The organism is uncultured Methanobrevibacter sp. (assembly GCF_900314695.1).
Lineage (GTDB): Archaea > Methanobacteriota > Methanobacteria > Methanobacteriales > Methanobacteriaceae > Methanocatella.
Window position 1 is genome coordinate 45,244 of the sequence record NZ_OMWD01000004.1, and the last position, 12,892, is coordinate 58,135.

The following is a 12,892-nucleotide window of genomic DNA, read 5'->3' on the forward strand; positions in this document are numbered from 1 at the left end:
AAAACATGGAGAATGATAATTCCTCCAAATTCATTTGCGAAATGAACAATTTAATTTTGGGAAGAAAAGGAGGCAACACTACTGTTAGAATTATCGATGAGATATTAAAACATCCTTATAATGCCAATCAATTATCAAAAGAATTGAATTTAGATTATAAGACCGTGAAATATCACATCTATTTAGTTTTAAAATCAGAAGTAGTTGTGCAAAATGAAATGAAGTATGGCACTTTGTTTTATCCTTCTCAAAAATTAATAAATAATTTAAGTGAATATGAACAAATTAAAAAGCACTTAAAATAAAGAAATGTGATATTATGAAAAGTGAAACTGCAAAGGAACATTATGATAATTCATCTAAAGATATCAAATGTGCAATAATTACTCTAAGTGACAGCAGGAAATCAAAAAAAGCAGATCTCTCCGGGCAATACATAGAAAAAGAAATTGAAACAAAATATTCCCTGAATTCAAGAATTATAATCCCTGATGAAAAAGAAGATTTATTATCATCCATTGAAAAATTAATTGAAGATAATGTTGATGTTATCATCACGACAGGAGGAACTGGGCTAGATGCCAGAGACATTACTGTTGAAACTGTAGAAGAGCTTTTCGAAAAAAGATTAGACGGTTTCGGCGAGCTATTCCGAGCTAAATCGTATGAAGAAATTGGTGCTGCAGCATTATTATCACGAGCAACAGCTGGAATATACAGGAAAACAGTAATTTTTTCAATGCCAGGTTCACCAAATGCTGTGAAAACTGGACTAAGTCTAATTATTAATGAACTACCACATTTTGTTCATCATGTAAAAAAATAATTTAATGATGAAATTTACTTTCATCATTTTTCTTTTTTTTAATCAAAAAATTCATTGACAGTGATTAAAGGTTCAAGTGTTATGCCTTCTTTTTCAAATGCTTCAATGGCGCCTTCTTGTCTGTCAACTACAACAAATGCTCTTTTTACATTACCGCCATTGTCTTGAATAGCTTTAATTGCTTTTAAAAGTGAGCCGCCAGTAGTTGATACATCTTCAACAACAATAACATTATCCCCTTCTAAAAGTTCACCTTCAATTAATTTTGAAGTTCCGTATCCCTTTTTTTCTTTACGAATCATTAATAAAGGGAGTTTAGATTCAAGAGAAACTGCAGTAGCTATTGGAACTGCACCTAATGCTGGACCTGCAACTTTATCAATGTCCTCATCTTTAATCTTATCACTAATCAATTTGGAAATTGTAGACAAAATTTCAGGTTCTGTAATGGCTTTTTTCATATTGATATAATAATTGCTCTTTTTACCAGAAGATAATGTAAAGTCGCCCTCAAGGAAAACTTCATTATCCTTCAATAAATCGATTAAATATTCTTTTGAAATCATGTTAATCAATTATAATAAATCATCTTCGCCTTTAAGCAAAACTTTATCACCAATTACTTTTACAAGTTCCATTGGAATTACGTTTTCGCTAGCTTTAATCTGTTCAGAGAATCCTGTTTTTTTAATTACAAGGTCAGTAATTTCAAAAGTATCCTTATCAAAAAGCACATCATTAATTTTACCGACGATTTGAATATCGGCATCAAGAACTTCTTTTCCAAATAGTTCATCTTTAATTCTCATGTAATCACCAAAAAATTTTTATTAATATATATTAATTAGTTCATTCCCTATTATATACTTATTTTTGATTCAAAGGAAATATTGACTTGAAAATAGCAAATTGTTTTAAATACAAACAACATATTAACAATGTAATCAGGTGAATCTATGGAAAATAACAATTTTAGTGTATCTCAAATAAATTCCTACTTAAAGAAAAAGTTTAACATGGACCCCAAATTAAAAAATATCCAAATCAAGGGAGAGCTTTCAAATTATAAATCTTATGCCAACGGCCATGATTATTTTACACTAAAAGATGAAAATTCACAAATTAAAGGAGTTTTATATAAAGGAAGAAAAAGGAACCTTGAATTTGAACCTGAAAATGGAATGAAGGTAATAATCAAAGGCAGTGTTGAAGTTTATGAAAAAAACGGATATTATCAGCTAAAAGCCAATACAATCAAAAAGGATGGAATTGGTGATTTGTATATAGCCTTTGAAAAACTAAAGAAAAAGCTTCAAAGTGAAGGATTATTTGACAAAAGACATAAAAAAGAAATACCAAAGTATCCCAAAAGAATTGGAGTCATAACTGCCAAAACCGGAGCAGCCATTAAGGATATAATCACAACCATCAACAGAAGATATCCCCAATGTGAAATTTATGTTTTCTCAACATTGGTTCAGGGAGATTTCGCAGCTCCCCAAATTGTAAGCCAACTGAAAAAATCCCAGAAATATGATTTGGACACCATTATCATCGGCAGAGGCGGAGGAAGCATTGAAGATTTATGGCCATTCAATGAAGAAATTGTTGCAAGAGAAATATTTGATTGCAAAATACCAATAATCAGTGCTGTAGGACATGAAACCGATTTTACAATATCTGATTTTGCAGCTGATTTGAGAGCGCCTACACCAACTGCTGCGGCTGAACTTGCAGTTCCCCAAACGGACGAATTGAATAACAGAATATATCAAATCAGTAAAAGATTAACTAAAATCATAGAAAATAAGATTTCAAACAATAAAGAAAGATTAGACAACATCTGTAAAAAGCAGATTATTAAAAATCCCGAATCAATCTATGATATCAAACAGATGCATTTAGACCAGTTAATAAATAACCTGGATCACTCTTCAAAGGATATAATCACTAAAAATAAAAGCAAGCTACAGCTTCTTGAAAATAATGCCGTACTAAAAAATCCAAAAAACATTTACGAGAACAAAAAAACACACCTCAACAACCTGATAAAGAATCTTAACTATTCATCAAAAAACATAATAACAGAAAACAAAAACAAATTAGAGATAATAAAAAGCTCAAAAATACTGAAAAATCCAAATGATATTAAAAATAAAAAAGAAGAAAGACTTATAGTTAATGTTGACAAGTTATCAATTTTAAATCCTCTACTGACATTGAAAAGAGGTTATTCAATAGCCAAATCGAAAGATAAAGTGATAAAAAGCGTGAAAGATGTTGAAAGTGGAGATGAAGTAGACATCAAAGTTGATGATGGAACTATAAATACAAAGGTGATATAATGGAAAATTTAAGTTTTGAAGAAAGTTTAGAAAAACTGGAAGAAATTGTAAACAAATTAGAAAGCGGAAACGTCCCCCTTGATGATGCGATTGATGAATTCAACAATGCAATGCAACTTGTAAAAGTATGTAACAATAAGTTAAACAATGCTGAACAGGCCATTGCTAAAATAGTTGAAGATAACGGAGAGTTAATCGATTTCAATATTAACGAATGAAATAGTCTATCCAATACTCCAACAATTTTTTTATTGGATAGCTTTCACATTTATCCTTAATCGAAATGGACAGTTTCCTGGCTTCATCCCTTTTAATTAAATTGGCATCAACTTCATCAATTAAATTTAAAATGGATGATGTTATGGCAACATTATCCTGTTTTTTCATGTCTTTTTGCAATAATTTTATAAATTCAAATTTATCATAATCCAAATTATTATAAAATTCATTGATATCCAAATAATATCGATTTAACCTAACCAATGCATTTGATTGAGACTTTTGAGAAATCCAAACCTGTTTTTTTATAGCTTTTTTAGTTGATTCAATAACGCTTTTAGCAATTAGCTCCCCCAGTTTTGAATGCTTGCCTGCATTTGTTAAAGAGTTATCCGATTCAAGATTGGAAAAGATTGCTATACCATCAGTACCTGTACCCGTTGCATATCCGTTGGAATACTGGGAAGGTATTTTCAAATCATTCAATGCTACTGTTTTCGCTTCGGTTGCAGTCATAACCGCATCAATTAGAGTATCATCATTTAAGGCAACATTGGTTAAAATTATAGTATTAATTGTGCCGAATTTACCATATTCCTCATAGTAAGAAGAGGAATCACCTGCCCGTGAAGCGTTTGTTCTCACGCCCGCTGTCGTAAGGACTGTAATTTCTAAGTTTTTAAAAGATTTTTCAACAATACTTACATTATTCATTTTTGCAAGAGTGATAAGGCCAGTGGATTGTTTATAATCAATATCAAAATCATTACAGAGATTAATCAAATATTCCCGCACATCATGGTCAGTTAGATAATCAATGTTTTCTTGAGACAAATGATGATTAAAGACTGTTTTTAAATTAGTTGAAATTCCACCATTTAATTTGGATGTTGAAATTCCCCTACGTTTAACTGAAAACTTAATAAAAATAGTGTCTTTTAAATAATATACTTCATCATCAAGTGATGTTTTGAAAATAAGCCTGTGCTTCATAAAAATAAAAAAAGAAAAGAAATTATAAAAATTTCTTTAGATTTACATCATTGGAGGCATTCCGCCCATTGCGGAAGGATCCATACCCATGTCTTCAGGGCCTTTTGTGGATGCAATTACATCATCGATTCTTAAAATCATTTCAGCTGCTTCAGATGCAGATTGGATTGCTTGTTTTTTGACACGTTTAGGTTCAATTACACCAGCTTCTTTCATATCTGCTACTTCACCAGTGAATACATCTAATCCCATGTAGAATGAGTCTTCTTGTGCAGCTCTTAAATCTACTAATGAGTCGATGCTGTCTAAACCTGCGTTTTCAGCTAAGGTTTTTGGTACGATTTCTAAAGCTTCTGCAAATGCGTTTACAGCTAATTGTTCTCTTCCAGAAATGGATTCTGCGTAATCTTTGAGTTTTTTAGCCATTGCAATTTCAGGAGCTCCTCCACCAGCAACAACTTTGTCATCTTCTACAGTAGCTGCTACAACACCGATTGCATCTTCAATTGCTCTTACAATTTCATCTACAATGTGTTTGGTACTACCTCTTACGAATAAGGTTACTGATTTTGCACCGGAACATTCTTCTACGAAGATCATGTCTTCACCGGAGATTTTTCTTTCTTCAACAGTTCCAGCAATACCTAAATCATCTTCAGTTAAGTCATCTAAGTTAGTTACAACATTAGCACCGGTTGCTCTGGATAATTTTTCAATGTCAGATTTTTTAACTCTTCTTACAGCTAAAACGCCAGCTTTGGATAAGTAGTGTTGTGCTAAATCATCAATACCTTTTTGTGCGAATAATACGTTTGCACCAGCGCCAACTACTTTATCTACCATGTCTTTAACCATTTTTTCTTCTTGTTCAATGAAAGCTTGCATTTGAGCAGGGTCAGTAATGGTAATTTCAGCGTCCATTTCAGTTTCTTTTACTTCTAATGGAGCGTTGATTAATGCGATTTTTGCATCTTTGATTTCAGATGGCATACCTGGGTGTACTCTTTCTTTGTCTACAATTACACCTTCAACTAAGTTGGATTCTTCAACAACAGCACCATCTTTTTTCTCGATTTTGATGTTATCGATATCAACTTCACCGTCTTCTTCTACTGCTTCAACAGCTTCAACGATTAATTTTGCTAATGGTTCACGAGCTGCTTCGGTTCCTTTACCGGTCATAGCAGTCATAGCTACTTTGAGTAAAATTTCAGAATCTACGTCATCGATTGCGATTTCATCTAAGATTTCTTGTGCTTTTTCTGCTGCTTTTCTGTATCCCATAGCTATGATAGTTGGGTGAATGTCAGAATCGAGTAAGTTTTCGGATTTTTTTAATAATTCTCCAGCAATGATAACTGCAGTAGTAGTTCCATCTCCAACTTCATCTTCTTGGGTTTTTGCAACTTCTACGAGCATTTTTGCTGCAGGATGTTCAATATCCATTTCTTTTAAGATTGTTACACCGTCATTGGTTACTACAATATCACCAAGTCCGTCAACTAACATTTTGTCCATTCCTTTTGGACCTAAAGTAGTTCTTACAGTTTCAGCTAATACTTTTCCAGCTAAAATGTTATTTCTTTGTGCATCTCTACCGACAGACCTGTTAGTACCTTCAGGTAAAATAAAAATTGGTTGTCCTTGTGCCATTAATAATCACCTTTTTTTAATTTTATAAAATAATTAGATCAGTTTAAATATCAACATGAGAAAATAAGTTTTAGTGTTGACTAAACCTTTCTACATAATACATGAGTTTAAGGTTATATAAATACTTTATGGTATAAAGTAAATAAAAGTAAGAAAAATAATATCAAACATCATCCCAAAAAAATTAATCCAATATAATAAGATTATGCTTTGATAATTTTAATAGATTTGAAATAAAAACATCATATAATCACAGGAAAAATAAAAAATTATAAAGTGAATCACCAAAAAAAACACATACCCACAAGAGCATATAGGTCATTCACCAACAAAGTTGAATTATATTGAAAAAAAATAATAAGGGTAGAATTATCTACCTTGTTTTTTCTCTAATCTAAAAGGAGGAGTTGAATCCATGGTTTCATAAGCTTCTTGTTCTTCTTGAAGCTCATTAAAGAAAGTATTGATTTCTTCCAACCTTTTGATTTTATCATTTTTCCTATTTAACTCATTTTGAAGTTTAATATAATCTTCTTTTGGAATAGTTTGTTCCCTTAAATATTTAAGTTCACTATCTTTTGAATTAATTTCGCCCTGAAGTTCAGTTTGAAGGGAAATGTAATCCTCACGAGGAATAGTTTTTTCTTTTAAATATTCAAGTTCCTTATCTTTAGCTACAATTTCAGTTTCCAATTTGTTTTGAAGAGAAACATATTCTTCACGAGGAATAGTCTTTTCTTTTAAATATTCAAGCTCGTTATTCTTAGCAACAATTTCATTCTCAAATTTGTTTTGAAGAGAAACATATTCTTCACGAGGAATAGTCTTTTCTTTTAAATATTCAAGCTCGTTATTCTTAGCTACAATTTCAGTTTCCAATTTGTTTTGAAGAGAAACATATTCTTCACGAGGAATAGTTTTTTCTTTTAAATATTCAAGTTCTGTGCTTGTAGCAGCAAGTTTAGTTTCCAATTGGTTTTTAACAGAAATATACTCTTCTTTAGGAATTGTTTTTTCTTTAAGATTATTTAATAATGTGTCCAAATTACTAATTTCAGTTTCAAATTTGGATTGCAAATCATCATACTCTTCTTTAGGGATAGTTTGTTCTTTTAAAGTAGCAATTTCTGCATCCATTTCACTGATTTCAGATTCGAATTTGGATTGCAAATCATCATACTCTTCTTTAGGGATAGTTTGTTCTTTTAAAAGATTTATTTGATTATCCCTTTCAGAAATTTCACTATCTTTAAGTGAAAGTTCACTATTCTTAAGCTCGATTTGTTTTTCAAGTTCCATAATCTGATTTTGAACTTCAACGTTATTCTCTAGTTTAATGATCTTGATTTTATACTCATCGATTGTTCTTGAAAGAGAATTAATTTGAGCATCTTTTTCAGCTACACTTCTGAAAGATTCGTTCAACCTTTCATTAACATCAGCCAATTCCTTTTTCTTATACTCTTTCAACTGTTCAGCAAAATATTCCTTGATTTCATCAAGAGAATTATTTACATAATCCAATTCATAAATCCTGTCTTCTTGATTTTTAATCAGAATATCCTTTTCATCAAGTTGTTTTTTCAAAAGATTAATTTCATCTTCAGCCTTGAATTTAATAACAGAAACTTCTTTTTCTTTCTCTACAATGTCTTTTTCGAGTTCTTTTATCCTTAATGGAGTGTTATCATTTGCTCTTTCGACTTCGAGCTTTGTTAATTCTAATTTAAGCCGATTAAGCTCCAATAGGCAAGACCGAATTAAAGATTGTAATGTATCTTTTTCAGCATCAATTCCTATTTCCATTCTATCCCTTAGTTAAAATTTTTATCCCAATACCGATTTCAAATTACAAATATTAATGAATTTGAAAATTTCGATATATTGTACAATATAATTCCTTGATATAAAATATTAATTTTATACTATTTAAATTAAACCCTTAAAATAACCTAAAAATAAAATTAAAAACAATAAGAAAACAGATTGAAAAAATAAAAAATATTAAAAAAAATAATAGAAAAAAAGAGATAAAATCACAAGATTTTATCATTAATCAATTCAGCATTCAATATGGAAGCTCCAGCAGCACCACGAATAGTATTATGACCTACAAGAACATATTTAAAGCTATTATCAAATACTGTGTCTTTTCTTAATCTACCAACACTAACAGCCATACCATTTCCTGCATTTCTATCCATTCTAGGTTGTGGTCTGTTTTCTTCTTCACGAACAATCACAGGATTTTCAGGAGCTGAGAACAAATCAAGTTCTTGTGGCAATCCTTTGAAGTTAGCCATACTATCTTTAACATCTTCAATGTCAAAGTCATCATCCAACTCAATGAACACCGCTTCAGTATGACCATCAATTACAGCTACCCTATGACATGATGCACTTAATTTGAAATCTGCACGAACCACATCATTACCATCATAAGAACCTAAAAGATACAATGATTCGCTTTCCATTTTCTCTTCTTCACTTCCTATGTATGGTACGAGATTATCTACAATAGCCATTGACGGAACACCATTATATCCTGCGCCGGATACAGCCTGCATGGTTGAAACTCTAATGGAGTTTACATTAAAATTATCAACAACAGGTTTTAATGTTAAAGCTAAAGCAATAGTGGAACAATTAGGATTGGTAACAATGAATCCGTCCCAGTCATTTTCCTTTTGTTGAGCATCAATCATATCTAAGCATTCAGGATTTACTTCAGGAATTACTAATGGAATATTCTTTTTCATCCTGTGAGCGCTGGCATTACTTGCAACAACATAGTCTTTAGCAAATTCTTTTTCAACTTTTAGTGCAAAATCAGTTGGAAGAGATGAAAATACAATATCCACATCATTATCCATTGCATCAGGATTAGTTTCAACTACTTCAATGTCCCTAACAGATTCTGGCATTTCATTATCCATATACCATGTTGTGGCATCTTCATATCTTTTACCAGCAGACCTTGAAGAAGCAGCCAATGCAGTAATTTCAAAATCAGGATGATCAGCTAACAATTGTATAAATCTTTGACCTACCATTCCTGTAGCACCAAGAATACCAACATTTACCATATTAATCACCTATTCTAAACCTAAAACATCATTCATACTGCTTACAACACCTTTTTCAGCAGTAGGAACAAAACGAATTGCTCTAATAACACCAGCAATAAATACTTCTCTAGTATGAGCTTGGTGTTTAACTTCTATTCTTTCACCGTCACCAACAAACATTACAGTGTGGTCACCTACGATATCTCCACCACGAACAGCATGGATACCAATTTCTTCCTTGGTTCTTTTTCCAACCATTCCCTCTCTACCATAAACGCCAACTTCTTCAGGGTCACGGTCAAGAGCATCAGCAATTACTTCAAATGCAGTAACTGCAGTTCCGGATGGTGCATCCTGTTTTTGATTGTGATGCGCTTCAATAATTTCAATATCAAAATCATATAATAATGGAGCTAACTTCTTTAAAGTGTTGAAGAATACATTAACTCCGATAGCCATATTTGATGAAATAACTGCAGAAACATTATTTTCTTTAATGTTTTTGATGTTCTCTTCCATTTGTTCTTCTGACATTCCAGTAGTACCGACAACAACGGAAACTCCACATCCAGTTGCACGTTTAATAGTATCAACAGCTGCATGAGCGATTGTGAAATCAACAAGAACATCTGCACCGGATGTTTTTAATGCTTCTTCTAAATTTTGAGATCCAGTAATTTTAACGCCTATTTCGCCAATTCCAGCTTGAATTCCAGCATCTTTTCCTTCAAGAGGAGTATTTGGAATTTCAATAGCTGCAACAACTTCCATATCATCTTGTTGTGATATTTTTCTAATAATACCGGAGCCCATTCTTCCTGCTGCTCCAGTAACTGCTACTTTAATCATAATATAACCTTTTTAAATTAAATTAGAATCTTTTAATGCTTTTTTAAGTTGTTCTAAATTTTCATCTTTCATGTCGACTAACGGCAATCTTAAAGGACCAGAAGGAAGACCCATAAGATTCATTGCGGTTTTTACAGGCACTGGATTACTTTCTATGAAAAGAGTTCTGATTAATTCAACCATTTCATAGTGAAGTTCCATTGCTCTTGTGTAATCATCATTTAAGATGCTGTCAACCATCAAAACCATTCTTTTTGCATCAATATTAGCTGATGCACTAATAACACCTGTTCCACCTACAGCCATAATAGGCAATGTTAAGGAATCTTCACCGGAAAGTATGTTGAAGTCGTCTTCAAGACCTTCATGTTGAAGTGCTCTGTAGATATCGGATATTTTGTCAACGCTTCCACTAGCTTCTTTAACAGCATCAATATAGTCAATTTTTGCAAGTTCAACAATAGTGTCAACAGTCATGTCAACACCAGTACGGGATGGAACATTGTAAGCAATAATAGGCAATTCAGATTTTTCAGCCACATACCTATAATGTTCAATCAAAGCGTGTTGTTGTGGTTTGTTGTAGTATGGAGTTATTAATAAAGCTGCATCCGCTCCTGCATCAGCAGCAAAATTAGTAAGATCAGCAGCTTCATATGTAGAATTACTTCCAGTTCCAGCGACTGTTTCTACTCTACCATCAACTTCATCAACTAAAATTTCAATGATTTTTTTGTGTTCTTCATGGTCAATTGTAGCTGATTCACCAGTAGTTCCAGCTCCAACCAAACCATTTACTCCTTGATCAATCAAATAGTTTATATTTGACCTGAAACCTTCTTCATCAATCTGTTCGTTTTTATCGAATGGAGTAACCATTGCAACATATGTACCTTCAAATCTCATTTTAAAACCTCATTAATTAAGTCACGTGCTTTTTCACCATCTTTCCAATCAACAAATAAGACAATTGCAGTCTGTGATGAAATAATTTCAACAATATTAATATCATTTTTCCTTAACGGTTCAGTAATGTCAGATATAATACCTGGTTTTTCAATAATATCCGGACTGACAAATGTAATCATTGCAGTATCACTTCCCAATGACAATGAACTTAAAACATCAGTCTCTACAACAAATTGGTGCAATAAATGATATGCCTTATTGGAATCTGCTTTATCAACAAAAGTGGACATTGAATTTTGAGCTGCGGAAATGCCGAAAATATTTATCTTTTCTTTAGCAAGACATCCACTTAATCCAGCGAATAATCCGCTTTTTTTAAGCATAGCTTCACCAACAACAGCAATAAGAGAAATAGGATTTTTATAAAGTGATACTCCTTTTAATACATCATCACTATGCGGACCAATAATTCGTGTACCTTTTGAAGACAAGTCTCCGTGTTCAAAATTGATTATCTTTGCACTAATTACAGGGTCCTTATATGTTAATGCGCGAGGATGCAACACTTGTGCACCATGGGTAGCCAAATCCCTCATTTCTTCAACTGTAATTTCATCCAACAGTTTAGCACTTTCAATTTTATTCGGATCAGTAGACATTACACCTTCAACATCAGTAACAATGACTACTTCACTAGCATCTAAACAATGTCCAATTAAAAATGCAGAAACATCACTACCTCCTCTTCCTAGAGTAGTAATTTCACCGCGAGGGCCTTTACCTAAAAATCCGCAGATAACAGGTATGATGCCTTGATTAAGAAGAGTTTTAATTCCTTGCATTTTAACATCAGTAGATTTAAAATCAATTTTTGCTTCTAAAGGATCAGAATCAGTTATTACTGGCCATAAATCATTATAAGGGTCAATATATTCTGATTTGACACCTAATGATTCAACAGCTGCAGAGAATAATCTTGCACTAGTTAATTCACCCATAGCTACAATTTCTGCTCTTTGCCTATCAGTCAAACCTTCACCTACGGCCTCATCAGACAAACCAATAAGGTCATCAGTAGATTTATTAACTGCAGAAACTACAACTACAATTTGATTCCCTTTCATATATTCATTGACAACAGACTGTGCTGCCTTTTTAATTCTGGAACCATCACCAACCGAGGTTCCTCCAAATTTTGCTACTAACAAATCCATTAATTTCACCTATTTTTCTTAAAGTTCATTGAAATTAAGTAAATAATTATACATTAGTATTTATATTTAATCATATTAATAAACTTTATACTTAAACAACTTGCAGATAGAATAAAATATTGAAAGAAATGTTTAAAAAAAAATTAATAATTTATAAAAATTTTATACAATTAAAAATAATTAAAAAAAAAAGAGAAGAAAAAAATATGTAAAAAGTCTATTCTTGAGTTTGTTCTAACCTTACAAGTCTTGTTACATATCCAGCAATTTTATTTCTTAAATGTTTAGTACTTACAGTGGAGTATTCTTGTACTAATTTTTTGTTTTCTTCAAAATCAGTAGTGAAAACACCTTTATGAGTTTCAATAAGTTCTTTTGCTAAACGTTTAACAAATGAAGTTCTAATATTTCCCATCAACATTCCTCCTTAAAATTTTATTTTGCTCAATCTTACTTAATTTAGTCAGCATATCAATGATTTGATCAATAATATCCGCATCAAGACCCTTTTCTTCAGATAATTTTCTAATCTTTTTATGTATTGCCTTTTCCCGAGATTCATCATAAATGGGAATGCCTAAAAAATCTTTAGCAAGGACAATATCCTTTGCAAGAGAAGTTCTCTGAGAAATTAAGTCCATCAACTCATTATCAATTTCATCAATGTGATTTCTAGACTTTTCAAGAAGTATTTCAGCTTCTTCTTTATTATTAAAGGATTTTATTTTATCTTCAGTCAAAAAATCACCATTTTTGATAATAATGATAATAATATAATTTATTATTATCATAGTATATAAACTATATGATTAATAG

Annotated in this window: 15 protein-coding genes; 4 read left to right on the forward strand and 11 right to left on the reverse strand. The window is 31.8% G+C overall.

Features of this window, described 5'->3' with window-relative positions; all coding sequences use genetic code 11:
• Window positions 1-5: 5 nt before the first annotated feature.
• Together QZN45_RS01810 and QZN45_RS01815 are read left to right on the forward strand one after the other, a co-directional pair.
• The gene (locus QZN45_RS01810; protein WP_292605235.1) at window positions 6-305 is read left to right on the forward strand and encodes an ArsR family transcriptional regulator; all 300 of its coding nucleotides are present in this window, start codon (window positions 6-8) and stop codon (window positions 303-305) included.
• Between the two features lie 14 nt (window positions 306-319).
• Window positions 320-826 (forward strand): molybdenum cofactor biosynthesis protein B, encoded by a 507-nt coding sequence (locus QZN45_RS01815; RefSeq protein ID WP_296810717.1) that lies wholly within the window; start codon window positions 320-322, stop codon window positions 824-826.
• 38 nt (window positions 827-864) lie between these two features.
• On the opposite strand, the gene pyrE is transcribed toward QZN45_RS01815, so the two are convergent.
• Both pyrE and QZN45_RS01825 read right to left on the reverse strand, forming a co-directional pair.
• Window positions 865-1,392, reverse strand: coding sequence for an orotate phosphoribosyltransferase (pyrE, locus tag QZN45_RS01820; protein ID WP_292605239.1), 528 nt, complete (start codon window positions 1,390-1,392; stop codon window positions 865-867).
• Window positions 1,393-1,401: 9 nt separating this feature from the next.
• Window positions 1,402-1,635, reverse strand: coding sequence for a PRC-barrel domain-containing protein (locus QZN45_RS01825; RefSeq protein ID WP_292605241.1), 234 nt, complete (start codon window positions 1,633-1,635; stop codon window positions 1,402-1,404).
• Window positions 1,636-1,782: 147 nt separating this feature from the next.
• Here QZN45_RS01825 and xseA point away from each other — a divergent pair, with 147 nt between their 5' ends.
• Both xseA and xseB read left to right on the forward strand, forming a co-directional pair.
• Window positions 1,783-3,171, forward strand: a complete 1,389-nt coding sequence (gene xseA / locus QZN45_RS01830) for an exodeoxyribonuclease VII large subunit (RefSeq protein WP_296810721.1) — start codon at window positions 1,783-1,785, stop codon at window positions 3,169-3,171.
• The gene (xseB, locus tag QZN45_RS01835) at window positions 3,171-3,389 is read left to right on the forward strand and encodes an exodeoxyribonuclease VII small subunit (RefSeq protein WP_292605245.1); all 219 of its coding nucleotides are present in this window, start codon (window positions 3,171-3,173) and stop codon (window positions 3,387-3,389) included. Before xseA ends, xseB begins: the two co-directional genes overlap by 1 nt.
• Here the strand turns inward: xseB and QZN45_RS01840 are convergent.
• The 9 genes from QZN45_RS01840 to QZN45_RS01880 form a co-directional block, all read right to left on the reverse strand.
• On the reverse strand, window positions 3,379-4,383 hold the full coding sequence (locus tag QZN45_RS01840; RefSeq protein ID WP_296810724.1) for an adenosylcobinamide amidohydrolase: 1,005 nt from the start codon (window positions 4,381-4,383) through the stop codon (window positions 3,379-3,381). The genes xseB and QZN45_RS01840 overlap by 11 nt on opposite strands.
• A gap of 42 nt (window positions 4,384-4,425) precedes the next feature.
• Complete coding sequence (gene thsA / locus QZN45_RS01845; RefSeq protein WP_292880422.1) at window positions 4,426-6,036, reverse strand: thermosome subunit alpha; 1,611 nt, start codon at window positions 6,034-6,036, stop codon at window positions 4,426-4,428.
• Window positions 6,037-6,405: 369 nt separating this feature from the next.
• Entirely contained in the window at window positions 6,406-7,842 is a 1,437-nt protein-coding gene (locus QZN45_RS01850) for a hypothetical protein (RefSeq protein WP_296810727.1), read from the reverse strand.
• 230 nt (window positions 7,843-8,072) lie between these two features.
• Window positions 8,073-9,122 (reverse strand): aspartate-semialdehyde dehydrogenase, encoded by a 1,050-nt coding sequence (gene asd / locus QZN45_RS01855; protein ID WP_292880429.1) that lies wholly within the window; start codon window positions 9,120-9,122, stop codon window positions 8,073-8,075.
• 9 nt (window positions 9,123-9,131) lie between these two features.
• Window positions 9,132-9,953 (reverse strand): 4-hydroxy-tetrahydrodipicolinate reductase, encoded by an 822-nt coding sequence (gene dapB, locus QZN45_RS01860; RefSeq protein ID WP_296810731.1) that lies wholly within the window; start codon window positions 9,951-9,953, stop codon window positions 9,132-9,134.
• 12 nt (window positions 9,954-9,965) lie between these two features.
• Window positions 9,966-10,859 (reverse strand): 4-hydroxy-tetrahydrodipicolinate synthase, encoded by an 894-nt coding sequence (gene dapA, locus QZN45_RS01865; RefSeq protein ID WP_296810734.1) that lies wholly within the window; start codon window positions 10,857-10,859, stop codon window positions 9,966-9,968.
• Window positions 10,856-12,076, reverse strand: a complete 1,221-nt coding sequence (locus tag QZN45_RS01870) for an aspartate kinase (protein ID WP_292605256.1) — start codon at window positions 12,074-12,076, stop codon at window positions 10,856-10,858. Before QZN45_RS01870 ends, dapA begins: the two co-directional genes overlap by 4 nt.
• 217 nt (window positions 12,077-12,293) lie before the next feature.
• Window positions 12,294-12,491, reverse strand: a complete 198-nt coding sequence (locus QZN45_RS01875; RefSeq protein WP_067043908.1) for a 30S ribosomal protein S17e — start codon at window positions 12,489-12,491, stop codon at window positions 12,294-12,296.
• Entirely contained in the window at window positions 12,478-12,816 is a 339-nt protein-coding gene (locus QZN45_RS01880; RefSeq protein WP_292605258.1) for a chorismate mutase, read from the reverse strand. The genes QZN45_RS01875 and QZN45_RS01880 overlap by 14 nt, the downstream gene beginning before the upstream one ends.
• Between the last annotated feature and the right edge of the window lie 76 nt (window positions 12,817-12,892).